Here is a 25020-nt window from a genome sequence, read left to right on the forward strand (position 1 = left end):
AGTGGTCGAATGCACCGGTCTTGAAAACCGGCGTGCGTGAAAGCGTACCGTGGGTTCGAATCCCACCTCCTCCGCCAACCATATTTTATTTATAAAGACAGTTAGTTACGAGATATGCGAATCGACTCATTGCACCCAGCGATGCAGCGCGCAACGGTCGTCTCGAACAGGTGTCGCAGACGTTCGCTCTCGCGGAAGCGCCGATATCGGTTCTTGGAAAATGTCGAGTGATCTAGGACACGATCGTTCAGATCAAGACGGCAAAACCAGCGATACGCCAGGTTCAGCTGGACTTCTTCACAAAGTCGCCGCTCGACCGTACACCTCCATCGGCGGTGTACGTATCGCCTGTGAACTGGATCGCATCGCTGAGTTGCGTGAGTATCCTTGCCTGATGATCTCGGACAATGGCGCCGAGCGGACCTCGAAGGCGATGCTCAAATGGCGGGAGGATCGTCAGGTCGGTTGGCACTACATCGCGCCAGGCAAACCCATGCAAAATGGCCTGGTGGAGAGCTTCAACGCGCAGATGCGCGAAGAGGACCAAACCCTGAAAAGAGCTAACTCATAAACGCGGACCCAAAGGGGAGCAGGTCAACGGGTTTAGCCCAATGTCATTGTTTACTTGCGGAATATCCGGGTGGAACGGAACATGTCCTCCAGCTCTTCGATACGATCCCGTGCGCCTTGCTGGCGTTCCGTCTGGATCGCGGCGATCAAGGCTTCGACAATCAGGTTGATCGCCAAAGTCGAATCCCAACTGGATGGGACTTCGATCAGTGCATTGACGACATGATCGGCTGTTTTTGAGATTGGTGACCCCCATTGATCGGTAAATAGCAGGACTACGACGCCACGCTCCTTTGCCAGACTTGCGAGTCGCGCCAGATCCGCCTCGTAGCGGCGAATGTCGAAGAGCACGAGAACCGACTGTGGCCCCATGTCGATCAGGTATTGCGGCCAGACATTCGGTGATTGCGACAAAAGCGTCACGCCTGGTCGTATGATCTGAAGATGGTTGAAAAAATAATCCGCATTGGAACGCGTAATCCGTCCGCCCAGAAGGAAGATGTCCCGCCGTGTATCGGCCAGTATCTTGGCCAAGGCATCGAATGTTGCCGGGTCAAGGCGCTCGATTGTCAGGTTCAGGTTATCGAAGACGGCCTCGGCAAAGCTGCGGAACGCGGGTGAATCCTCGCGGCCTTGTGGCCAGCCTTCTCGCTTGAGAATGGGCCTTTTGATCTGGGCAGAGGCTTCTTCGTGAAGCGCGGCCTGCAATTCGGGGAAACCGTCATAGCCCAGCTTGCGCGCCAGCCGAATGACAGTGGGGGTAGACACCCCTGCCGCGCCCGCCAGCTTCGTGATCGATTGCAAGCCGGACATCGGGTAGTCTCGCAAAAGAACATCCGACAAAAGCCGCTCGGCCGGCGTCAGCGCACCAGCCTGATCCTTGATTTTGTCCTTGACGATCACGGTCCGCTTCACGCGAATTCCCACCTTGAAGAGTTTGTTCCAGCATAGCCCCGCGCAGTAACAACGTCTACAAAATTTCTTGACAGCCCTCGGGTACCTCCCCCTAATGTTGCGCTATGAGCGCATCGCACGCATACCGGATTCTGACGCCTGACGACGGGCATCCTGCCGAGGTTATTAATCCCGGCGGGAGAGCACCGATTTGCCTCATCTGCGAGCATGCCAGTGCAGTCATTCCACCATCTCTAGGCACGCTCGGCTTGTTGCCGGAGCATCGGTTTTCCCATGCGGTATGGGACATCGGCGCCGAGACGCTGGCGCGCGACCTTTCAGAAAGACTTGATGCGCCCTTGGTCGTCGCGCGGGTTTCGCGGCTGGTCTATGACCTCAACCGCCCGCCGGATGCGCAGGGTGCGATGCCTTCCCAAACCGAAGATATTCCCGTTCCGGGCAACAGGGGGCTGTCCGAATCTGAAAGGGCTGCTCGCACAGCTGAGATTTACGAGCCCTTCCATGCGACAGTCTCGGATGTGCTTGATGGTTTCAGCGCGCCACCCGCATTTGTTACGATCCACAGTTTTACGCCGGTCTGGAAGGGGGCGGCCCGCGAAACGCAACTTGGCCTGTTGCACGATTCCGATGCCCGGCTTGCCAAAGCGATGCTGAAGCAAACGGGCCGCTCTCTCGTTACACAGTTGAACGAACCTTATTCGGCGAAAGATGGCGTCACACACACACTTGAACGGCACGCCATTCCTCGCGGTTTGGAAAATGTGATGGTCGAGGTGCGTAATGATCTGCTTGGTTCGCGGGCCGATGTATCGCGGATATCATCTCACCTCGCCGGGCTTCTCGCGGCATCCCTTGATATGGAAACCAGCTTCGTATGACCACATTGATGCTGAAATACGTCGCAGTGATCGATCGCATGAACCGCTGGATTGGGCGGATCGTCATGTACGGAATCTTCGTGATGATGGCGATCCTGCTGTGGTCGTCCTTCACCAAGGTCGGCAGTGACCTTGGCATGGGTATCAATCCCTCGCTCTGGACGCTGGAAATGGCGCAATTCGCTATGGTCGCCTATTTCATTCTCGGCGGCCCCTATTCGATCCAGATGGGATCGAACGTGCGAATGGACCTGCTTTACGGAGAGTGGGACGAGCGGCGCAAGGCACAGGTGGATGCCTTCACCGTCCTTTTCCTGATCGTCTACCTCGTCTTCCTGCTTTGGGGTGGATGGGACAGCCTAATGTATTCTCTCAAATACGGTGGCGAACGCAGTTCGAGCGTTTGGCGTCCTTATCTGTGGCCGATCAAATCAATCATGGTCTTCGGCATTTTCCTGATGCTGCTTCAGGCGATCAGCGAATTCTTCAAAGACATTCTCAGGCTCAAGGGGCATGACATGGGGCGCAAAGATGTGGACCACGGCGAAATCAAGACCACAGGAAACAACGCCTGATGCCTTATGAAGCCATCGCCGCGCTGATGTTCGCATCCATGATGCTCATGCTTTTGACCGGGCAAAGGGTTTTCGGCGCCATCGGATTTGTCGCCGTCGTTGCCGCTTTCTTCCTGTGGGGGGATCGCGGGGGGTATGACCTTGGCTTTGCGGCGGCGATCAAGTTGATGAAATGGTATCCGCTTCTGACCCTGCCGATGTTCATCTTCATGGGGTACATCCTGTCCGAAAGTCGCATCGCCGACGACCTTTACCGGATGTTCCACGTCTGGATGGGAGGGCTGTCCGGGGGCCTCGCTGTCGGGACGATCGGACTAATGGTGCTGATTTCCGCCATGAACGGGCTGTCGGTTGCGGGCATGGCCATCGGCGCAACCATCGCGCTGCCCGAACTTCTGAAAAGGGGGTATGACAAGCGCATGGTCACCGGCGTGATACAGGCCGGGTCATCTCTTGGTATCCTGGTTCCTCCATCGGTCGTGCTGGTGCTTTATGCCATGATCGCCCGCCAACCGGTGGGCCAACTCTGGCTGGCCGGGGTTTTGCCGGGTCTCATGATGGCCGCCATGTTCATTCTTTACATCGTGATCCGCTGTCGACTGAATCCGTCACTTGGTCCGATCCTGCCGAAAGAAGAGCGGGATATACCGATGTCCGAGAAGCTCCGCCTCCTGCGCGCCGGGCTATTGCCGTTGGTCATTTTCTTCACGATGATGGTCCCCTTCGTGAACGGCTGGACCTCACTGGTTGAATCCTCTGCCATTGGCGCGATTGCCGCCTTTGCGGCTGCGGTGATCAAAGGACGCATGACGCGCCAGGTGTTTGAAACATCGGTGCGCAAGACGCTTGGCATCTCATGCATGTTTATGTGGATCATTCTGGCCGCTCTTGCCTTTGGTGCGGTCTTTGACGGACTGGGGGCGGTCAAGGCCATCGAAAGCCTGTTCACCGAACGATTGGGCCTGAGCCCCTGGGTCATTCTCGTCCTGATGCAGCTTTCTTTCATTGTCATGGGAACCTTTCTGGACGATACCGCCATGCTGGTCATCGTGGCCCCGCTGTACGTACCTTTGGTCGGGGCGCTGGGCTTCGACCTGATATGGTATGGTGTCCTTTACACGATCACCACACAGATCGCCTACATGACGCCGCCCTTCGGTTACAATCTGTTCCTGATGCGTGCCATGGCGCCGCCCGAGATTTCGCTGAGAGACATCTACACGTCTATCCTGCCTTTTGTGCTGGTTATGTCTCTCGCGCTTACGATGATAATGGTGTTTCCGGAAATCGCACTTTGGCTGCCGGGATATGTTTATGGAAATTAAAACAAGACCTTGGTCACAAGGCTCCGAGCAACTCAACCTAACAGAGAGGGTAATAAAATGACGACAAGACGCAAGTTTCTGAAATCTGCCGGTATCGCCGGGGCCGCAACTCTGGCTAGCCCGGCCGTTGTAAAAGCGCAAAGCGCGATCAAGTGGCGCTTCCAGACCTACGCGGGCAGTGCCCTCGGCGAACAGGTCACGAAACCGGCCATTGACTATATCAATGCCAATGCAAACGGTGAGCTTGAAATCGAGCTGTTTTATGCCGATCAGATTGTTCCCACGGGTGAGTTGTTCCAAGCACTTCAGCGCGGCACCATCGACGGCGTACATTCCGACGACGACTCGATGGCCTCGCCCACGCCGCTGCGGGTGTTTGGCGGCTACTTCCCCTTCGCCACGAAGCACATCCTCGATGTGCCGGTGCTGTTCAACCAATATGGCCTCGCCGATATTTGGCGCGAGGAATACGGCAAGGTCGGCGTGCAATGGCTCTCTGCCGCCGGGCAGGACCCCTGCAACTTCAACACCAAAAAGGAAATCACATCGGTTGCAGACCTAGACGGCCTCAAACTTTACACCTTCCCGACAGCGGGCCGTTTCCTTGCCAAGTTCGGCGTCGTCCCCGTGAATATTCCCTATGAGGATGCCGAAGTTGCCGTGCAGACGGGCGAACTGGATGGCATGGCATGGTCGGGCATCACCGAAGATTACACCGTGGGTTGGGCAGACGTCACTGACTACTTCTTGACCAACAACATCTCGGGCGCATGGATCGGGTCGTGGTTCGCCAACCAGGAGCGCTGGGCCGAACTTCCCGAGCATTTGAAATCCGTCGTGATGGCCGGAATAGAGGCCGGCCATACATACCGGAACCAATGGTATTGGGGCGGTGAAGCCGCGCTACGCGCCAATGGTGACAAACTGGAACTACGGTCGGTGCCCGCGTCCGAATGGGCCGAGGTGGAGAATGCCGCCAAGGAGTTCTGGAACGAGATCGCCGAGGAAGGCGAGGTACATGAAAAAATCGTCGGAATCTTCCGCGAGTACAACTCCGTCATCAATCAGGCCGGCGTGCCGTACAACTTCGAGTAAGCCTGCCCAAAAAAGCGGAGCGCCCTTTTTGCAAGGGCGCTCCATTCAATTCCACGGAGAATACACATGACCGCCAATCTGAGTTTCGATGCCCTGAAAGACCTTGCTGCTCGTGGCGAGATCGACACGGTTCTTGTCTGCCTTGTCGACATGCAGGGCAGGCTCATGGGCAAGAGATTCCATGTCTCGAACTTTCTCGACTCCGGGCACGAGGAAACCCATTGCTGCAACTATCTGCTTGCGACCGATCTTGAAATGGACACGCCCGATGGCTTTGCCGCAACCTCGTGGGAAAATGGATATGGCGATTATGTTATGAAGCCGGACCTTTCCACGCTGCGCCGCCTGCCGTGGCTTGAGGGGACCGCGATGGTTCTGTGTGATGTGATCGACCATCACACGCATGAACCGGTGCCGCACTCACCACGGCAAATCCTGAAAACGCAAATCGCTCGGGCTCAGGCCATGGGCCTCACCCCGATGATGGCGACGGAACTGGAATTCTTTCTTTTTGAGAAGTCATTCGATGAAATCCGTCGTGACGGGTTCAGGAACCTCGAGCCGATCAGCGGCTACAACGAAGATTACCACATCCTTCAGACGACGAAGGAAGAACACGTAATGCGCCCGATCCGCAATCTGCTGGTCGAGGCGGGTGTGCCCGTCGAGAATTCCAAGGGCGAGGCAGAAACCGGTCAGGAAGAGCTGAACATTCGCTATGCCGAAGCGATGCTATGCTCCGATCATCACACGATCGCCAAACAGGCGGTCAAGGACATCGCCAACCAACAAGGGCATGCCGCAAGCTTCTTGCCCAAGTGGCATCATGCCAAGGTCGGCTCCGCCGCGCATATTCATCAATCGCTCATGAAGGGTGATGCGCCCGCGTTTTTCGATCCCGACGCAGAGCTGACCATGTCGGACACCATGAAAAGCTATGTTGCGGGCCTTTTGAAATACTCAACCGACATCACCTATTTTCTGGCGCCCTACATCAACAGCTACAAGCGCCTGATGCCGGGCACCTTCGCGCCCACCAAGATCGCCTGGAGCATCGACAACCGCACCGCGTGTTATCGCCTTGTCGGCGATGGGACGAAGGGCGTCAGGATCGAATGCCGGACACCGGGCTCCGACATCAACCCATATCTCGCCTGCGCCGCGCAATTGGCCGCAGGCCTTTGCGGCATAGAGGAAGGTCTTGATCTTGCGCCCCCGGTTGCCGGTGACGTCTATAAGATGGACGAGATACCAATGCTGCCCCACACCCTGCGGGCGGCGACAGAGGCTTTGCGAAATTCCGACATGCTGCGAAAGACGATGGGCGACGAAGTCGTCGATCACTACATACGCGCGGGCGAGGTCGAGCAAGAGGCCTTCGATGGTGTCGTGACCGACTGGGAAATCGCAAGAGGGTTTGAAAGGGCCTGAAAATGAACAAAACCATCGACCTTATTTCACCGATCGACGGATCGGTCTATCTGACGCGCGAACTGCTGTCGCGAGACGCGGCATTCAATGCTGCGGCCAAGGCTCGCCGCGCTCAAGCCGACTGGGCCGCTTTGCCCCTTGAAGACAGGGTGGCCATTGTGCGCAAGGCTAATGAAATCGTTGGCCAGACCACCGACCAGATGGCGACTGAACTGGCGCATCAGATGGGCCGCCCGGTTCGCTATGGTGGCGAATACGGCGGTTTCAGCGAACGCCTGACACATATGGCCGAAGTTGCCGCCGACGGTCTTGCCCCTGTTGTGATCGAGGAAAGCGATGCCTTCCAACGGATGATCAAGCGTATGCCGTGGGGCGTCGTTCTCGTCGTCGCGCCTTGGAATTATCCTTACATGACGGCGATCAACACGGTTGCCCCGGCGCTGATCGCTGGGAATAGCGTCATTCTCAAACACGCCAGCCAGACGCTTTTGGTGGGCGAACGGCTGGCCGAGGCCTTTCACGCCGCGGGCGTCCCGGAAGGCGTGTTCCAGAATGTCGTAATCGATCATGATACGACCGACGCTCTCATTTCCGAGCGGCACGTGGATTTCGTGAACTTCACAGGCTCCGTCGGCGGTGGGCAGGCGATGGAACGTGCGGCCGCCGGGACATTCACACCTGTTTCGACGGAACTCGGCGGAAAGGACCCGGGCTATGTGCGCTTCGATGCGGATCTGGACGCCGCCGTTGAAGGTTTGATGGACGGGGCGATGTTCAATGCGGGCCAGTGTTGTTGCGGGATTGAGCGGATTTACGTCGCCGAAAGTCTTTTCGATGCCTTCGTCGAGAAAGCGGTGGCCTGGGTCAAGGCGCAGAAACTCGGCAACCCGCTGGACCCGGAAACGACGCTTGGACCGATGGCGAACATACGCTTTGCGCGCGAGGTGCGTGCCCAGGTCGCCGAAGCCCTGAACGATGGGGCGACCGCGCATATCGACCGCATGGCGGCCGACAACGGCGAAAACACCTATGTAACGCCGCAGGTCTTGACCAATGTGACCCATGAGATGCGCGTCATGCGAGATGAGTCCTTTGGACCCGTGGTCGGTATCATGCCCGTGGCCGATGACGACGCGGCACTTCGCCTGATGAATGACAGCCGCTTTGGCCTAACCGCCTCGATCTGGACGAACGATATCGTGGCGGCGGAACGCCTTGGCGATCAAATCGAAACCGGCACGGTCTTCATGAACCGCTGCGATTACCTTGACCCGGCGCTTTGCTGGACCGGCTGCAAGGATACCGGTCGCGGCGTGGGATTGTCGAAACTCGCATATCAGGCCCTCACGCGGCCCAAATCCTACCATCTGAGGAAGATCTGACATGGCTCTTACAGGTAACTGGTCCTATCCCGCCAACATCCGCTTCGGCGCAGGGCGCATCTCTGAAATCGGCGAGGCTTGCCGCACCAGCGGCATCTCCAAACCCCTCTTGGTGACCGACCGTGGCCTGAAGTCCATGGATATCACCAACAGGACGCTCGACCTGATGGAACAGGCGGGCCTTGGCCGCGCGCTTTTCGCCGAGGTCGATCCGAACCCCTCCGAGGTGAATGTCGACGCGGGGCTTAAAGTCTATCGCGACGGCGGCTATGACGGGGTCATCGCTTTCGGCGGCGGATCGGGGCTCGATCTGGCGAAAACCCTCGCCTTCATGGCCGGGCAGTCGCGCCCGGTCTGGGATTTCGAGGATATCGGCGATTGGTGGACCCGCGCGGACCCCGACGGAATTCATCCCATCGTCGCCGTGCCCACGACCGCCGGCACGGGCTCGGAGGTAGGGCGCGCCTCGGTCATCACCAATTCCCAAACTCACGAGAAAAAGATCATCTTTCACCCCAAGATGTTGCCCTCTGTCGTGATCTGTGATCCGGAACTGACAGTTGGCATGCCCAAGCCCATCACGGCGGGCACCGGGCTGGATGCCTTTGCCCATTGCGTCGAGGCCTTTTCCAGCCCGCACTATCACCCGATGAGTCAGGGGATCGCCTTGGAGGGAATGCGCCTGGTCAAGGATTACCTGCCACGCGCATATGCCGACGGCACCGACATTGAAGCCCGAGCCAACATGATGAGCGCCGCGGCTATGGGCGCGACCGCCTTTCAAAAAGGCCTTGGCGCAATTCATGCTCTGTCTCACCCAATCGGCGCGCATTACCATACGCACCACGGTACGACCAATGCCGTCTGCATGCCTGCCGTGCTGAAGTTTAATGCGCCGGCCATCCGAGACCGATTTGGCCCCGCAGCGGCATATCTTGGGCTCGAAGGCGGGTTCGACGGCTTCTGCAGTTTCGTGGACGAGCTGAATGACAGCCTTGGCATTCCCAAAACCCTGACTGAGATGGGCGTTACAAGCCCTGATATCGACACGTTGGTCGAAAACGCCCTCCGAGACCCGTCAACCGGCGGCAACCCCATCGAAATGACCGCTGAGAACACGAAAGCACTTTTCGAACAATGTCTTTGACCGAGCAACAGTGAGTACGGCGGGCGGTCACTGCCTCCGCCATACTCACTTTTGCCATCCCAGTTTTTGATTGCGGCAACATGGAGATATCAGAGGCAAAAAGCAGGCCGACCCGCATGTGCTTTGCGCACTGAAAACTGGAGCGTTTGAAAATGGAATTTGCTGCTCGGTGTCTCTGGCCGAGAGAGGCGCGAATTCGCATGAAAGCACCTGCGCCAGGATTGGGTTGTGCACTGCATGTCGCGCAAGTCCGTGGTTCGGGATGTCCGCGAAACGCTTTATTGGCGCAAGTCGTCGATCACGTTGCACAAGAGTTCAATGCCGCTTTCGATAAGATCGAGGTTGATCGACGACACGCCAAGCCGAAAGAACTTCTCGCCGGTCGCAGTGTCGGAAAAGCACGGCGACAATGGTTCCACGATGACCCCCTTTTCAAGCGCGGCCCCGGCAATGGCCTTGGCGTTCAGCCTTGGGTCGTCGCTGGCCAGAACGAAATTCGTTCCGCCGTATTCCCCTGATTGCAGGAAATCGGGCAGCCGGTCGCGAAGTATCGTGTCGGCCAGACGCCAGCGTTGCTCATAATTCTGCCGAAGCCTGCGCAGCAATCCGTCATAGCATCCCTGCCGGATGAAGGCGGCCGCGGTTTGTTGGAGGATCATCGGCGGATGGCGCAACATCATGCCCCGGCAGTCCCGCGCTGCCGCGATGTATTCTTCGGGGGCGGTCAAATAGCCCAGCCGCAGCCCCGGCGAGAGCCCCTTGGACAGGCTGCCCAGGTAAATCAGGCGCCCGGTGTTGTCCAGGCTGTGCAGCGGCAAGGGGGTGGAGTGCCGGTAATCCACGTCGCATTCGTAATCGTCTTCGACGATGTAGAAATCATAGGCCTCGGCGGCTTGCAGAAGCATTTGCCGGCGGCGTTCGGACATCGTGACGGTTGTCGGCACCTGACGGTTGGGTGTCACGAATACCAAGTCGACGTCGCGCAGGCGTTCGTCGACGATGATGCCCTCGTCATCCACCGGCTGAAATCGCAAGGCGCCGAAATTCGACCGCAAGATCTTGCGCGCATCCGGGTAGCCGGGGTCTTCCATCGCGGCGACGCGGTCACGCCCCCCGAACAACAGGCTCGTGATGAACAACCCGTTCTGGGTTCCCAGCGTGATCAGAATGGAACTGCCGGGTTCGAAGATGCCCCGGCGCGGAAGAATACGTTGGCTGACCTGTTCGATCAGTTCTTCGCTATCAGCATAAAAGCCGTCGGCCGACCAGATTTTGAGGTCTTTGCGGCTCATGGCCAGCCGGGTGCATTCACGCCATTCGGTGACCGGGAAGCTGTCTTCGTTGATCTGGTTGCAGACGAAGGGGTAATCATAGGCGTGCCAGTTGTGCGGGCGCGTGATGGTCTCGATGTCATCGGCGCGCCGCAGCTTGTTGATCTTGTCGCCGATGGGCGCGCGCCGGCTGGCCTTCTTGCGCTCCTGTCTGGCATTGTCGAGGCGCATACCGTGGTCGGACGACACGTAATAGCCCGACCGGGGGCGGGCCTTGATCAATTGTTCCTCTTCCAGCTTGCGATAGGCCGAGACCACCGTGTTGATCGACACATCAAGTTCCCGGGCCAGTTCCCGGCATGATGCAAGTCTCATCCCGTTGGGCATGAGGCCTTGGAAAATCAGGCGCGAAATCTGCGAAACAATCTGGTCGCGCAACCCGATGGACAGTGTCTTGTCGATGGTGAGCCGCTGCATCATTCGAAAGCTCGTGGGGTTCGGGGCCTGAACAGTATGAACGGGCCCGTGCAATATGTCAGTATGTCAATTGAGCCAAGCATGGGCTTGGATGCAAAGCAAGCCGTGCGGCGCGGTTTGCTCCGGTTGAATTGGGAAGCGGCGCCGAGGGAGGTAAGCGGCGCCGCTTCGCTGGCTGGCAGGTCAGGCGTCCTTACCACTTGTGAAATTGAACTCCGCACCGGTGCGGATGCCCGAGGGCCAGCGCATGGTCATGGTCTTAAGGCGGGTGTAGAACCTGACGCCTTCCATGCCATGGATGTGATGATCGCCAAACAGCGACCGCTTCCAGCCGCCAAAGGAATGATAGGCCACCGGCACCGGAATGGGGACATTCACCCCGACCATGCCGATACGCGCCCGCCCCCAGAAATTGCGCGCCGCGTCGCCGTCGCGGGTGAAGATCGCCGTGCCGTTGCCGTATTCGTGATCGTTGATCATCTGCACGGCGGTGTCGTAGTCGGCGGCCCGCACGACCGACAGAACCGGGCCAAAGATCTCTTCCTTGTAGATCGACATGTCGGTGGTCACGTTGTCAAACAGGCAGCCGCCGATGAAATACCCCTCTTCGTACCCCTGTAGCTTGGTGTCGCGACCATCGACGACCAGGTTGGCACCCTGATCAAGGCCATCGGCAATCAGGTTGTGAATCTTGTCGTAGCTCTGTTTCGAAATGACCGGCCCCAGCTCGGAGTCGGGATCGGTATAAGGTGCGATTTTCAGCGCCCGAATGCGCGGCTCCAAGGCCGCAACAAGCCGGTCAGCGGTTTCCTCGCCCACCGGAACGGCCACCGAAATCGCCATGCAGCGTTCCCCGGCGGAGCCATAGGCCGATCCGATCAGGGCGTCGGTCACCTGTTCCATATCCGCGTCGGGCATGATGACCATGTGGTTTTTCGCGCCACACAGGGCCTGCACGCGTTTGCCGTTGTCGGTGCCGCGCGAATAGATGTAATGACCGATCGGTGTCGAGCCCACGAAACTGACCGCCTCGACCTTGGGATTGTCGAGCAGGGCGTCCACCGCCTCCTTGTCGCCGTTGACCACGTTGAAAACGCCCTCGGGCAGCCCGGCCTGCGCCAGCAATTCGGCAATGCGCATGACGACGCTGGGGTCCTTTTCCGAGGGCTTCAGCACGAAGGTATTGCCGCAGGCGATGGCGACCGGGTACATCCAGAGCGGCACCATGGCCGGGAAGTTGAACGGGGTGATCCCCGCAACCACGCCAACCGGTTGACGCACGCTGAAACTGTCGACGTTCTGGGCGACCGCTTCGGAATATTCCCCCTTGAGAAGCTGCGGGATACCGCAGGCGAATTCGACGACTTCGATACCGCGCGCGATCTCGCCTTTTGCGTCTGGAAGGGTCTTGCCATGTTCGGCCGAAAGCAGATTGGCCAGTTCATCGGTGTGTTTTTTCAGCAGGTCGCGGAATTCGAACATCACCGCCGCGCGCTTGGCCGGCGGGGTCGCGGCCCAATCCGCAAGGGCATCGGCGGCGGTGTCCACCACGGTATCGACGTCCGATTTGCTGGCAAGCGCGACCTGCCCGGTTACGCCCCCGGTGGCGGGATTGCGGATTTCTGCGGTTCGGTCAGAGGTTCCAACCCAGGGTTTATTCGACATGAAGTGATCGATCTGGCCCATTTGGTGTTCTCCCTATCTTGGTGTTTCGCAGTCCCGGGTCGACGCCTTGGGCAAGCGAAACATGTTGATTGTCGCTTTTGTGCTGACCTTGGTAAGCCGATACGGAGAAACGCGACAGGTACAGTTGAGAACGTCAAAGGGAACAGTTGGGCGATGCGGATTTGCCGGGCCGGGCATGTCCCGTCTGGCCTAGAACGGCTGTGCGGAAAGGGTGCCGGGCGTGCGGATCGTGGTGCGACCGGCAGGAAATCCAGCCGTGAGTCCTCGGCTTGAAACCTTCTATCCTGTTGCTATTGATGTGTTTTTGCAGCACTGGCCGCACGGGCGGACTGTGGCGGGCATGCAAGGCCCCGCCAGCAAGCCACCATGCAGCCCGGGACAACTGACAGCGCCCTGGATTTTGAACGCGGCGGCTAAGCGTTAGCGTCCGAACACGCCCCGCCTCGACAATCTGTACCCTTGTTTAGCGGCATCTGTATCTTTCCTGCCCCCGGATCATGTCGTTTGCTGAAGCCACGTGAGGAGGTGATCGCGGAGCCGAGACCGGCGCGTCGATCTTTACTATTGTGATAGGTGGGGAGGCTGCGTCCATGGCGCCGTTTATCTGCAAGCCGGCGAAGCATTTGCGCGAGAATGGCCACCTGTTTCGCGGTTGGCCGCGAAACCCGGGGCCAAGCGCAGGGTGTCGTCTGCAAGGCAGAGGCGCCTGAGCGAACGGCAACCGCAGCCCCAAGGCGGCATAACAAGGGAGAAGGAGACCGACCCATGAAAACTCGACGGGGTGTAGGATGTTGATGCGCGGGCTTGAGCGCCTGACCGGCGCAGTCTCCGGAGCCGCAGGCTACATAGGCTGGTTCCTGATCCTTTACTGCATGGCTTTTGGCGTCTCGGACGTTTTCATGCGCTACGTGCTCAACGCGCCGTCGCAATGGATAGGAACGTCATTGCAGGCGGCCATGGTTCTCTTGGCCTGTGCGGGCGGCATCTATTCGCTTCAGCATGAAAGTTTCGTCAAACTCGACTTGTTTTACGCGAATGCCAGCAGCCGGAACAAGGCCATTCTGGACGTGCTGACAATGCCATTTGCCGTGCTGTTTCTGGGGGCGCTGATCGTAAAGGGCTATGAGGCGGCATCGCTTTCGCTGATGCTCAACCAGCAAACCCCGACGGCCATTCCGATTCCCATCTACCCGATTAAATTCGCGATCCCACTGAGCGGATGCTTGGTGCTTTTGATCGTGCTGAAACATTTCATTCGCGACCTGAAGATCATTTTCGGCCGCGATTGAAAGACCTGCCTTCGAAGGCGGCCTGTCGCTTTCCAAGGCCAATAAAAAGAACTGAACCATAAACAAGGAGGAAAAAATGACGATCAACAGATTTATTCACGCGACCATGTGGGCAGGCGCTTTTGCGGTCACCGCGAGCGTTGCCGTGGCACAGGACGGCCCCCCGGATGAGGTGACCGAATGGACCTTTCAGCCCGCTTTCGACCAAAGCGATGCTGGCTGGGCCGGTGGTCTGATTCCATGGGTGGAAGCCGTCGAAGAGGCCACCGAGGGAACCGTCAAGATCCGGGTCGAGCCGGCTGGCGCATTGGTGAGCGGCTCCGAAGCCTTCGGCGCTGCGGCTGCCGGTATCACCGACGGCTACGCCGGTTGGGGCTCGGTCTATGGCGGGGACATGCCGGAAGGGATGCTCGCCTTTGGTCTGGCCATGGGGGCCGAGAACTCCGAAGAAGCCTGGGAGGTTATGTGGGGCAACCCTGATTACCGCGTCGGCGACATCGTTCAGGAGGCGGCCAATGCGCGCAACCTGCACTGGGCCGGCTGGACCAACCAAGGCCCGAACGCGATGTTCACCAAGTTCCCGGTCGAGAAGATCGAAGACCTCGAAGGCCGCAAGATGCGTGCCGGTGGTCCACAGGCGATTTTCCACTCCACCGTGGGCGGCTCGCCGGTGTCGATGAATGCCGGTGAAATCTATACCGCCATCAAGCTCGGGACGATCGACGGCACCTACTGGGACACGGGCGGCATTGATGACATGTCGTTCCACGAAGTGGTCGACTATGCGATCATGCCCGGCTGGAACCCGGCACAGCATCAGGAGATCTTCATCAACCTCGATAGCTGGAACGCCCTTACGGATTGGCAGCGCGAACAGATCGAGGGTGTCTTCAAGGAAACCTACTTTGAGACCAGCCGCATTCATGCGGAAGGTGTCGAAGGGGCCTTGCAGGCGCTGCGCGATGCCGGTGGCACCGTGATCGAGATGAGTGATGAGGAAGTTCAGCGGATGCGTGAGCTGTCGATTCAGAAGGTATGGCCGCAAGTGGCCGAAGCCTCTGAGGGCAACGCAAAAGGTGTCGAGATCTACAAGCAATTCCTCGCAGACAAGGCCGCTTCGGAATAAGGCCCCTGTGACGTTCCCCGTCACAGGCAAGCCTAAAAAGACCACGCTGGCCTGCCGGGCAGGCCAGCGTAATGCCAGACCGTTGCGCACCTACCGCCGTCGAACCGAGCCATCGGAGAAAGGTGAAGCGCGCACCAGGATTGGGTGTTGCACCGCATTACGGGAAAACCTGTGAGTCAGGTTTCCGCGAAATGCTTCAGGTAAGGAAACCGAAGATCATGAGTCTCGAATTAATCACAGCGCTGTATTTTCTGGTCTTGTTCAGCATTCTGTTCATGGGGCTGCCGGTTGCGTTCGGCCTGGGGGGGACAGCTGTCCTATTTGCCATTTTCATCGAGCCGCGCGCCTTGCTTGCCGTTCCCAGTGCCTTCTATTCGACACCATGGAATTCGGTCCTGGTCACGGTACCGTTGTTCCTGTTCATGGGGTCACTGATCCGGTTTTCCGGGATAGCCGAGGCCGCTTATGATGCGGTCTACAAGCTGATCGGCCATATCCATGGCGGGCTTGCCATGGGGACCGTTCAGGTGTGCACCGTCTTCGCGGCCATTACCGGCATCACGCCACCGGCGACCACCACCATGGGTCAAATCGCCTACCCCTCGATGGTGCGTTACAATTACGACCGCCGGATCGCCATCGGCTCGATCGCGGCGGGCGGCGCCCTTGGCGCGTTGATCCCGCCCAGCGTTCCGTTCATCTTCTACGGTCTGCTGGCCAAGGTGTCGATCGGTGACCTGTTCATGGCAGGCCTGATGCCCGGGCTCATGCTGGCGGCATTCTACACGATCTACATCGGCGTTCGCTGCCGCATACAACCCGAGTTGGGGCCTGCATTGCCGTCAGAGAAAAAGTTCACGGCGAGGGAAAAAGCGACCGCTGTGCTGAGCATCTGGCCCTTTGCCCTGCTGATCGTCATCGTCTTGGGCATTATATGGGGCGGTATCGCCACACCGGCGGAAGCTGCGGCTTTCGGGGCGGCGGGCGCCTTCATCATCAACCTGATCTACGGCAAGCTGACCCGGCGCGTCCTGCTGGATTCGCTTATGTCCACGCTGAAGCTGAGCGGCATGGGCCTGTGGATCCTGATCGGCGCGACGGTTTACCTCAACGTCTTCAACACGCTGGGCAGTCAGGATCTGTTGACCGATCTGGTGCTTTCCATGCCGGGCGGCAGCACGGGGATCCTGTTGATGATGATGCTGATTATCCTCGTGCTGGGGATGGTCATGGACGACTGGGCCATCATCATGCTCTGTACCCCGCTGTTCATCCCGATCGTGGATGAACTGGGGATCGACAAACTTTGGTTCGGCGCCCTGTTCATCGTCAATATCCAGATCGCCTATCTTACCCCGCCCTTCGGCTTTGTCCTTTTCTGGATCAAGGGGGTGTTGCCGCGGGATGTGAGCATGGGCGATGTCTACAATTCTGTCGGCCCCTTCGTGGTGCTTCAGTTCGTTGGCCTGACCCTGATCTTCATGTTCCCGCAAATCGCCACTTGGCTGCCCGGCATCTTCAAGTAAATCGGAGAATGAGATGTACAGAAATATCCTTGTTCCGGTCGCGCCCGACCACATAGACGATTGCGAAGCCCAACTGGATGCCGCCCAGCGCCTTCTGGCAGATGACGGGAGCATTTCGGTACTGTCTGTGGTCGAAGAACTGCCCTCCTACGTCGGGTCGTATTTCCCCAAGGAGCAGGTCCGCGAGAGCATCGACAGGTTTGACAAGGCGCTCAAGAAGGCGATGCCCTCGGACAAAATCGAAACGCATGTCGTGTCCGGGCACCCGACGAACACGGTCCTCAACTGGGCCAGCAAGAACCGTGTGGATTGTATCGTTGTCGCGTCGCACCGGGCGGGCCTGTCGGGCCTGTTGCTCGGTTCGACCGCGGCAAGGGTCGTCCGTCATGCCAAATGCAGTGTCGTGGTTCTGCGCTGATTGTAGCGCGTCCCCGCCCGACAGCACCGCCACAGCCACAGCCCCGGGCAACCTCTGCCACTAATGGGCCGTTTCGCTATTCGAGGTCTCCGAGGGCGGGTTGGCGCAAGGGGGCTTTTGCCACCCTTGCCATCCAACGTCCGCCCCTGCCCCTCATCAGCTTGTCAAGGCTGTCAGCTGATTCTCGTTCAGGTCCTGGGCACGTTGTTTCATGCGCGCGGTGGCGGCTTTTACCGCCCGGCGGAAATTCAGCTTTGGCGACGTCGGCAGGAGCAAGGGCGTCCCGACGACAACCTCCAACCCGGGGTCGTTGCCGAAGGCTTTCGGAATGCTCGCCGGGGAAAGCCTGCCCACGATACCGGACTCGACATGATCGGGCATGAATGAAATCGACGCGTCCAGAGCCGCAAGGAAGGTTCCATTCCCGGCCTGGCTTACGAAAACTTCGTTCGGTCTGAAATGGTGAACGATCGCATGGGCCGCCGATTGCAGGAAGCTGGTGAAGTCCGCCGCGCTTGTCTGCCGGAAAATCCGGTCAATCCGCCGGATCTGCACGGCAACAAGATTGAGGTCGCAAGAACTCGCTTTGGACATCTGTTCAAGGTAGTTCTGGAATACCGCAGGCGACAGGACCGAGTCATCCGCGGATTGGATTTCGTTGATATCGAACAGGGGTTCGATACGCTCGGGACGGCGCACTTCGAGGATCGGCGCCGTCTTTTGCCGACCTTCTTCGATATTGTGGACCGCCATGTAGCTGTCAAGCGCGGCCTTGCGTTCCTGCACGAGCCGTTCGGCCACCTTGATCCGGGTCAAGACTTCGAGGAACTCGAAGGGTTTGGTGATGTAATCGGTCGCGCCTTTGACGAAAGCTGTCTGAACTGCACTGCGGTGCTTGTAGCGCGTGATCATGAGCACCGGGGTGTTCTTGTGGTGGTCGAGCTTGCGAATCTCCGAGCACAGTTCGATGCCGTCCATTTCCGGCATGTCGACATCCAGCAATATACAGTCGTAGGGCTGATCCGTATCACTGATCTTGTTCAAAGCAGTCCGGGGCGACGTTTCCAAGTCGACGTTTTCATATCCACCCTGAACGAGACACTCGCCGAGCAACTCGAGTGAAACCTTGTCGTCGTCTACTGCTATGATCTTCATGGGACACGCCTCCTGCGCTTTAAGTTCTCGGACGGTACTTCGATGGCTTATCTTTGCCACGTTTGATGTCTTTGCCTGGTTTTTTCTCGGCACATGACACGGTAGCTAAGAGGCAAAAATGTCCAAAATATGGACATCTGAAATCTCTCTGAAATCTCGGCCAAAAGCCGCTCATTCCTGCCGCGAATCGCAGGTTTGGACGGGATTAATGCCCTGCGGGAGGGCCGCAAAAGTTAGATTCTTGGCGCATTTGCGTCGAATTGACTTCATAATTCCCCAAAAGTTTCATTAATTTCAGAGCCTTAAGCCGAAACGCCACACCGCTGCATTCCGGTTTGACAGGTCCCAAAATCGCCACCTTCGACCAATATTCAATCAGCAAGAGAATCCTGAAGCCCTGAGAAATGGGAGCAAAGACACGTGCGTATCCTTCTGGTCGATGACGACCCCGTTTTCACCGAACTGATTTGCGCGAACCTGCGCGAGTGGGGGTTCGACGATATCACCCATGCCGAGTCGGCCGCGGCCGCAATCGAATTGGTCGAGACCCAACGCGTCCCCTATGACTGCTTCCTCATCGACATCGAGATGGAGCAGATGGACGGCATCGAACTTTGCGCCGTTCTTCGCGAACGGGAAGAATGCCGGTCCACACCGATGATCATGGTCACCGCGGGCGAAGCCGCCCAGTACATGGAGCGTGCCTTCAAAGCGGGTGCCACGGACTTCATGCGCAAGCCGCTTGACCCCGTGGAATTGGCGGGCCGGATCAACAGCGCCATGTTGCTGGTCAAGACAACGAAAGTCGAAAGACACAGCCGCGCTGCCCTGCGCGCCCTGATTTCCTTCGCCTCCGATTTCGACCTGATCGACCTTGGCGAGCGAGTGAGCTTTCCCGACGTGAACGGTATGGTCGATTACTACCAGATCGAAAACCGGCTGCTGAGGATGGAAAAGGGCCTTTACCCGCTCAGCCTCTTCCGCGTCGAAATCCGCGATTTCGTGGCATTGTTCTCGCGCAGCGAACGCAGCAATGTGCTGCAACACTTGCAGGCCATCAGCCATGTCATTTCCGAAACGGTCAACTCCCGCCGTTTCCTGATGTCCTACATCGGCAATGGCAAGTTCGTCATCTGCGTGATGGAACATACCGATATCGTTCCGCAACTGATGCAAACCCGCCTGTCGGACCGGGTGCGCCAGGCCATCAGCGAATTACCCGACGGCAAAGCGAACGAGATGGAATTGGAGCTCACGGCGCTGACGTCACACAGGATTCAATCTTCGCAGACCGCGCTTGAAATTCTGACGAAAGAAATGGCGTCTTCTCGCCGTTCGAAAAAGGGCACGCTTCCCGAAATCGACATCATCGAGAAAGAGATTTTCTCGCAGGTCGAGAAGGAAGAAATGAAGCAATCGCGCGATCGCTGACCATGGTCTGGCGTCTACACGGTGCGCGGGTTGACCACGTTCATCAGCGCCGCCTGCGTGCGGTCCCCGTCGATTTCCAGTGGCGGGCCGACGGGCGTGGCTTCCATTCCGATCCGCTTCATCCAGCGGCTGAACACCCCCGGGACAATGCCGATGATCGCCCGCGCGCCCAACTCGCGGGCAGAGGCCGACATGTGCTCCAAGAGAATTGTCTGGATCAAGAGGCGCCGCTTGGACGAGACCGAACTTGCCACGAAAAGGCGCGTCGCCTCCCATATGGCCGGACGCACCGGAGCCTCGAAATACAGCACGTTTTGCGGGATATGGTCCAGCAACCCGCGCTGCGCATCCCGCAACATGTAGGAGTACTGGCCACAGCTGGCGGTGGTCGGCGTCAAGCGCATCCCCGCCACGACCCGCCCATATTCGTGGATAATGACCCATTTGCTTTGCGGCGTGTCGTATTGGTCAAACTCCATGCCGCTCGTCTGCGGTAGGTCCCAGCCCTTGGCGTCGATGAACACCTCGCGACGGGCCTTCAGATAATTCGGGAACAGCCGCCCGTAAGCGTGCATGTTTTCAAACGACAAGGTCGTCGCCTGAATCTCACCCGTAAGCTCTGGAAGGCTCCGCGTGAATTGGTTCTCCATCGTTTCGATGTCACGCACGGGCATCGCCGTCGTGGGAGGTTGGGGAACTAATTCGGGAAACACATCCGCTGCACGATACAGGCTTCTCTGCTCAGAACCCATGGAAAATCCTCGATTTTTGCCAAGCAAGGCTCTTTTTTTATATTACATACCAGAGGTTGTATTTTCTGGCCATAGTTCCGCCACTTTTTTATGATGATTATTTTTAAATGGCTCGAAACAAAAGGAAAACTGGGCTTGACTGAGGCAGCGCGCTTACGACTGGCAGGCAATTCGCAGGCGTTTGCGACATAATCCGAGCAAACTTCGACTGGTGACACATGAACCCTTCGTCTTTCTATAGGGTAAAACTCCGCAACCCGCGCAATCTGTTCCTGCTGACATCGCAGATGACGGATTATGCACGTGTGGGCCAAAACCTTTTCTGGCAGCGGCAAGCGATCTATGCCTCCGCGCTTCTTCTTGAGGCGTTTTACTACAGCATGGGTGTGGCCCTGATCACCCTCGCCGTCGTGACGGCCGCGGAAGCCTTTGACGGATATGTGTTTCGCCGAATCCTGAGCATGAAGAAGCGCAGCGTGAGAGAGGCGCGAAAGTGCCTGCGCCTGCTTTATGCAGGAACCCTCCTGAGTTCGCTGAACATCGCCGGTTTCGCGGTGACGATCGCGATCCTTCAGGGGCACACGACCCACTTCATGCCGTTGTTTTTCCTGTTCGCGGCGGCGATTTTCGCCGCGATGCACAATCACCACATCAAGTCCGTTCTCATGTTGCGGCTGAGCATCTATTTCGCGGCCTTTCTGTTCATCCCGCTCTACGACATCATAAGCGTCAACGCGCATATCCTGTCGGAGCTTTGGGTCCAGTTCTTCACCAGTCTCTTCGTGATGTTCTTCATCGTGGACAGTTCCAGGGTGTACCGCGGCCTTTACATGAAAAACCTGCAACAGATCGAAGATCTGAGCATTGAGCATGAAAAAACCAAGGCGGCCTATGTCGCGAAGTCCGAGTTCCTTTCGACCGTCAGCCACGAGTTGCGTACGCCGCTTACCTCGATCAAGGGCTCGCTTGATCTGATCGGGTTTGGCGCGATGGGCGAGGTTCCGGACCGCATGAAAAACGTCATCTCGATTGCCCAGCGCAACGCGACGCGATTGAGCGCGATCATCACCGATCTTCTGGACCTGCAAAAAATGGACGCCGGGCAGATGTCCTTCGAGTTCGGCACCGTTGATGTCAACTCCTTCCTCGCGCAAGTCGTGGAAGCCAATGAACCCTACGCGGGCAGTCTGGATGTCAGCCTTGAATTGAGCGACATGGAAAAAGGGCTTTACGTCTACGCCGATGAAGCCCGATTGGAACAGGTCTTGTCGAATGTCCTGTCCAACGCCGCGAAGTTTTCGGAGGCGGGTGACACGGTCACCGTCACGGCAGAGGCTGACGAAGACACCATCCGCATATCGGTGATTGACCGGGGCCTTGGCCTTTCCGAGGATGCAAGGCAAGCCGTATTCGAAGAATTCCGCCAACTGGACTCATCCGACCGCCGCAAGGTCGGTGGAACAGGTCTGGGGATGAACATATCCAAACGCATCATGGACGCGCATGATGGCGTTCTGGATTACTTCAAGAACGACGGCGCAGGCACGACATTCTTCCTGGAGCTCAAGCGCCTGCATGCCTCGGAAGCGTTTTCCGCAAACCAGCCCGAAGAAGACCTGCGCAACATCGCGTGACGGCCCGTGACGTTGCTGTCCGGGGGTTTGACCGCCGATAAGCAAAACTCTGCTTGTCATTTTCTAAATTAGGAATCGTCAAACTTTCGCCCTCTTCTCCGGCCAGTTTAATTCTCGTGTGGCGTGTGTTTCTCACCAACTGTTGGGCTTCGTCCATGCAAGGGGGACAACTATGAAAATTCTGGCCGTCGATGATGATCCGATCATCCTTGAATTGCTTACAGAGGTCTTGCGTGCCGCAGACTTCGAAAACGTGACCGTATGCGGTTCTGCAAACGAGGCAATCGCAACGCTTGAGAACACGACCGTTCCTTTCGACTGCTTTTTGCTCGACATTCAGATGCCAGATGTCGACGGCATACAACTGACCTCGGCGATCCGCGCCATGCCCACCTATGCCGACACCCCAATCCTGATGATCACTGCCATGTCGGACCGGAGCTATATCGACAAGGCATTCGAAGCCGGGGCAAGCGACTATATCACGAAGCCCTTCGAGATCAGCGAAGTGCATGCCCGCTTGCGCGTATTCGAAGCCCTCGTGAAGGAACGCAAGTGGAAAGAAGACCGCAATCCCGTGACCCCGCAGCAAGAGCCACTGGCGATGGTTGCCGATGCGGATTTCCAAAGACGGCTTCGCTTGCACGACATCGACGGTTTCATTGATTACCTGGCCTTGGAAAACTACCTGCTGCAAGTCCCCCGCATGTCGCTGTTAAGCATGTGCACCGTGGGCATCGTCGTGCGCGACATGCATCGGATTTTTGCAGCCAGCAGCGTCTACGAGTATGAATCCGCCGTGGCGGATGTGGCCGAAGCCATCTCTGAAACCCTCAAGCCGCAACAGTTTTTCGGGGCCCACGCCGGGGAAGGCGAATTCGTCTGCGTTATCGACAATGGCAGCGGGTTTGAGGCCGAAGCCTTCGAGCGCGCCTTGAATGAAACCCTGCAAGAAATGGACCTTCATTTCTGCGACGGGCGCGCCATGAGCCTGCAAACTGCGGTGGGCGATCCGGTTTCCCTGAAGATCAGATCGGCAAAAAGCCTGCCGAACGCGCTGGTTCAGGCACTGTCAAACGCTGAATCCACGGCACGCACCGGGCGCGGTTCAAATACCGATACATGGGGAAAATCAGCGCTTCTGGGTTTATAACTACAGTGTTTCGCGAAAATCTGTTATTCAGGGTTTCCGCGAAACGCTCCAAGAAAATGAGTTCTCCAATTGGGCACCATGACAGATTTCAGTATGGCCGAGGGCTTGGCGAGGGTCCGGTGCCGTTTCATCGAGGAACTTGAACCGCGGCGTCACGAGTTGGTTCGCTTGCGCGATGAAATCACGGACGCACCCTTGGTCGAGGACAAGGTCGAGGCGATCGCGCGGATCGCCCACAAGATCGCCGGAACGGCCGAGACACTGGGGTTCGCAAAGCTTGGCAAGGTCGCGGCCGACCTCGATGAATTCATCGACCAGAACCCACAGCTTGGCGTCCTGCCAAGACATGTCCTTTTCGGCCTTTTGGACGATATCGTCGCGCTCTCTGACCAAATTCTTTCAGTCCCGGATCACCAGTTCGGCTAAAGCGAACGCCCAAGGCTCCAGCACGGCTTGCACTGACAGGCGGCCGCACTCAAAAAACGCCTACGAGCATTGGCGGCAACTTGTTGAAACCAAGAGCGCCCTTCCCCCGGCAAACGGCACGGTTTTCTGATGGGCTGGGACTCCAGCCTCGTGCGCGGTATCGCAACGCCGTTCCCGGGCATGCCCGGGGAAATGGTTCAAGAGAGTGTCTCGACGGTCTTTTCATCGACATCGTTGTCGACGTCGAAAATATCCAGCATGACAAGCACGATGACCAGCACGGGGATTGCCACGACCCCGCCAATCGGCCCCCAGATCCATAGACCGATCACCAATGATACGAATACCAACAAGGGGTTCACCGCAACATGCTTGCCCACCATCGCGGGCGTCACGAATTGCGCTTCGATCATGTTGATCGTCAGGAAAATCGCCGCCGGGGCAAGTATCATCAAACCCTCGAAGGCAATCACCCCAGCCAGCAACAAACCGGCCACGACAACCATCGGCCCGGCATAAAGAATGAAATTGAGCAAGGCCGCGCTGACCCCCCAGATGATAGGCCCCGGCAGCCCGATAAGGGCCAATGCCGTCCCAAGTACCGTGCCCAGAACGGCGTTCACGATACTGATCGTCAGGAAATACCGCGCGACGAGGCGTTCGGCGGTGGTAAAGCGGTTCAGGATGATCGCGGTGTCGCTCGAATCCCCGATCCAGCGGGCCGACCATTGATAAATGCCTTTACGTGTCAGCAGGAAAAAGAACAGCGTCCCGCCAAAGATCAACACCTGCGCGACCACAACGGGTGCAAGATACAATGTCCCGCTGACCGTCGGCATCGGGTTTGGTCCGCCTTCGCCCTCGCCGCCGCTCTCTGCCTCCGTGCCAAGCGCCTCCTCGACCTCACGGTTGACCGCGTCAAGCCCCCGCACCAGCGTGCGGAACTCCTCGATTATGGCGCGCAACTCCCACTTGATGCTGGGCAATTCCTCGATCACCCGCCACACGACGGGCTCGATCAGCACGATGAGAATGGCAAGACCGGAAATCCCGAGCACCAGTACGATGGCCGAGGCCAACCCCGTGGGCAGGCCCCAACGCTCAAAGACTTCCGTGACCGGCGACAGGATCACCGCCGCCACAATGCCAAGGACCATCGGCGCAAAAATATCCGCAGCCAATTTGAGAGCCCCGAACCCGAGGGTCACGGCGATCACGATAACGGCCACCCGCAATACCGGATCGCCCGAGGAGCGTTGATTGAGCATGAGGGTTGAACGCACCCGACGCGCGGAAGTTCCCTTGGCCCGCACAGGAACAATGCGCCCGCCCGAACGTTGAGTGTTCGAAAAGCAAAG

21 protein-coding genes and 2 pseudogenes are annotated in these 25020 nt (G+C 58.0%); 16 read left to right on the forward strand and 7 right to left on the reverse strand.

The genetic code is table 11. The features are described 5' to 3' along the window. Nucleotides 1-137: 137 nt before the first annotated feature. Nucleotides 138-314 (reverse strand): annotated as a pseudogene (locus tag QZ498_RS06070) (transposase); the annotation flags it as partial. Between QZ498_RS06070 and QZ498_RS06075 the strand changes: the two are divergent. Beyond that, nucleotides 305-541: pseudogene (locus QZ498_RS06075) on the forward strand (integrase core domain-containing protein); the annotation flags it as partial. The pseudogenes QZ498_RS06070 and QZ498_RS06075 overlap by 10 nt on opposite strands. Nucleotides 542-621: 80 nt before the next feature. Here the strand turns inward: QZ498_RS06075 and QZ498_RS06080 are convergent. Then, nucleotides 622-1485: a MurR/RpiR family transcriptional regulator gene (locus QZ498_RS06080; RefSeq protein ID WP_294620846.1), complete on the reverse strand. Its 864-nt coding sequence runs from the start codon at nt 1483-1485 to the stop codon at nt 622-624. A gap of 104 nt (nt 1486-1589) precedes the next feature. Here QZ498_RS06080 and QZ498_RS06085 point away from each other — a divergent pair, with 104 nt between their 5' ends. The 7 genes from QZ498_RS06085 to QZ498_RS06115 all read left to right on the forward strand — a co-directional run bounded on the left by QZ498_RS06085 (nt 1590) and on the right by QZ498_RS06115 (nt 9318). Continuing rightward, nucleotides 1590-2363 carry an N-formylglutamate amidohydrolase gene (locus QZ498_RS06085; protein ID WP_294620847.1) on the forward strand — a complete coding sequence of 258 codons (774 nt, stop codon included), beginning with the start codon at nt 1590-1592 and terminating at the stop codon, nt 2361-2363. Continuing rightward, a complete protein-coding gene (locus QZ498_RS06090; protein ID WP_294620848.1) occupies nt 2360-2938 on the forward strand; it encodes a TRAP transporter small permease subunit in 579 nt (192 codons plus the stop codon). The genes QZ498_RS06085 and QZ498_RS06090 overlap by 4 nt, the downstream gene beginning before the upstream one ends. Further along, a complete protein-coding gene (locus tag QZ498_RS06095; RefSeq protein ID WP_294620849.1) occupies nt 2938-4263 on the forward strand; it encodes a TRAP transporter large permease subunit in 1326 nt (441 codons plus the stop codon). Before QZ498_RS06090 ends, QZ498_RS06095 begins: the two co-directional genes overlap by 1 nt. 57 nt (nt 4264-4320) lie before the next feature. Continuing rightward, nucleotides 4321-5358, forward strand: coding sequence for a TRAP transporter substrate-binding protein (locus QZ498_RS06100; protein WP_294620850.1), 1038 nt, complete (start codon nt 4321-4323; stop codon nt 5356-5358). A 66-nt stretch (nt 5359-5424) separates the two neighbouring features. Continuing rightward, entirely contained in the window at nt 5425-6789 is a 1365-nt protein-coding gene (locus QZ498_RS06105; protein WP_294620851.1) for a glutamine synthetase family protein, read from the forward strand. Nucleotides 6790-6791: 2 nt separating this feature from the next. Then, nucleotides 6792-8171, forward strand: coding sequence for an aldehyde dehydrogenase family protein (locus tag QZ498_RS06110; protein ID WP_294620852.1), 1380 nt, complete (start codon nt 6792-6794; stop codon nt 8169-8171). A 1-nt stretch (nt 8172) separates the two neighbouring features. Continuing rightward, nucleotides 8173-9318 carry an iron-containing alcohol dehydrogenase gene (locus QZ498_RS06115; protein WP_294620853.1) on the forward strand — a complete coding sequence of 382 codons (1146 nt, stop codon included), beginning with the start codon at nt 8173-8175 and terminating at the stop codon, nt 9316-9318. Between the two features lie 278 nt (nt 9319-9596). Here QZ498_RS06115 and QZ498_RS06120 read toward each other — a convergent pair whose 3' ends face one another. Next, nucleotides 9597-11069 carry a PLP-dependent aminotransferase family protein gene (locus tag QZ498_RS06120; protein ID WP_294620854.1) on the reverse strand — a complete coding sequence of 491 codons (1473 nt, stop codon included), beginning with the start codon at nt 11067-11069 and terminating at the stop codon, nt 9597-9599. A 180-nt stretch (nt 11070-11249) separates the two neighbouring features. Further along, complete coding sequence (locus tag QZ498_RS06125; RefSeq protein ID WP_294620855.1) at nt 11250-12752, reverse strand: CoA-acylating methylmalonate-semialdehyde dehydrogenase; 1503 nt, start codon at nt 12750-12752, stop codon at nt 11250-11252. A 794-nt stretch (nt 12753-13546) separates the two neighbouring features. On the opposite strand from QZ498_RS06125, the gene QZ498_RS06130 reads away from it, so the two are divergent. From QZ498_RS06130 to QZ498_RS06145, 4 genes are all read left to right on the forward strand, one after another. Further along, nucleotides 13547-14041: a TRAP transporter small permease subunit gene (locus QZ498_RS06130; RefSeq protein WP_294620856.1), complete on the forward strand. Its 495-nt coding sequence runs from the start codon at nt 13547-13549 to the stop codon at nt 14039-14041. 76 nt (nt 14042-14117) lie between these two features. Next, nucleotides 14118-15167 carry a TRAP transporter substrate-binding protein gene (locus QZ498_RS06135; RefSeq protein ID WP_294620857.1) on the forward strand — a complete coding sequence of 350 codons (1050 nt, stop codon included), beginning with the start codon at nt 14118-14120 and terminating at the stop codon, nt 15165-15167. A 218-nt stretch (nt 15168-15385) separates the two neighbouring features. Continuing rightward, complete coding sequence (locus QZ498_RS06140; RefSeq protein WP_294620858.1) at nt 15386-16693, forward strand: TRAP transporter large permease subunit; 1308 nt, start codon at nt 15386-15388, stop codon at nt 16691-16693. A gap of 13 nt (nt 16694-16706) precedes the next feature. Next, a complete protein-coding gene (locus tag QZ498_RS06145; protein ID WP_294620859.1) occupies nt 16707-17111 on the forward strand; it encodes a universal stress protein in 405 nt (134 codons plus the stop codon). Between the two features lie 156 nt (nt 17112-17267). On the opposite strand, the gene QZ498_RS06150 is transcribed toward QZ498_RS06145, so the two are convergent. Beyond that, the gene (locus QZ498_RS06150) at nt 17268-18266 is read right to left on the reverse strand and encodes a response regulator (protein WP_294620860.1); all 999 of its coding nucleotides are present in this window, start codon (nt 18264-18266) and stop codon (nt 17268-17270) included. 420 nt (nt 18267-18686) lie between these two features. Here QZ498_RS06150 and QZ498_RS06155 point away from each other — a divergent pair, with 420 nt between their 5' ends. Next, nucleotides 18687-19697 carry a response regulator gene (locus QZ498_RS06155; protein WP_294620861.1) on the forward strand — a complete coding sequence of 337 codons (1011 nt, stop codon included), beginning with the start codon at nt 18687-18689 and terminating at the stop codon, nt 19695-19697. Between the two features lie 14 nt (nt 19698-19711). Here the strand turns inward: QZ498_RS06155 and QZ498_RS06160 are convergent, their stop codons facing one another. Beyond that, the gene (locus tag QZ498_RS06160) at nt 19712-20365 is read right to left on the reverse strand and encodes an acyl-homoserine-lactone synthase (RefSeq protein ID WP_367117632.1); all 654 of its coding nucleotides are present in this window, start codon (nt 20363-20365) and stop codon (nt 19712-19714) included. A 371-nt stretch (nt 20366-20736) separates the two neighbouring features. On the opposite strand from QZ498_RS06160, the gene QZ498_RS06165 reads away from it, so the two are divergent. The 3 genes from QZ498_RS06165 (at nt 20737) to QZ498_RS06175 (ending at nt 23662) form a co-directional block, all read left to right on the forward strand. Next, nucleotides 20737-22083, forward strand: a complete 1347-nt coding sequence (locus QZ498_RS06165; protein WP_294620862.1) for a HAMP domain-containing sensor histidine kinase — start codon at nt 20737-20739, stop codon at nt 22081-22083. 172 nt (nt 22084-22255) lie between these two features. After that, on the forward strand, nt 22256-23236 hold the full coding sequence (locus QZ498_RS06170; RefSeq protein ID WP_294620863.1) for a response regulator: 981 nt from the start codon (nt 22256-22258) through the stop codon (nt 23234-23236). A 78-nt stretch (nt 23237-23314) separates the two neighbouring features. Further along, a complete protein-coding gene (locus QZ498_RS06175; protein WP_294620864.1) occupies nt 23315-23662 on the forward strand; it encodes an Hpt domain-containing protein in 348 nt (115 codons plus the stop codon). A 197-nt stretch (nt 23663-23859) separates the two neighbouring features. On the opposite strand, the gene QZ498_RS06180 is transcribed toward QZ498_RS06175, so the two are convergent. Next, nucleotides 23860-24930, reverse strand: coding sequence for an AI-2E family transporter (locus tag QZ498_RS06180; protein WP_294620865.1), 1071 nt, complete (start codon nt 24928-24930; stop codon nt 23860-23862). Nucleotides 24931-25020 lie beyond the last annotated feature (90 nt).

Origin of the sequence: uncultured Roseovarius sp. (assembly GCF_913057115.1) — a bacterium.
Taxonomy (GTDB): Bacteria; Pseudomonadota; Alphaproteobacteria; order Rhodobacterales; family Rhodobacteraceae; genus Roseovarius.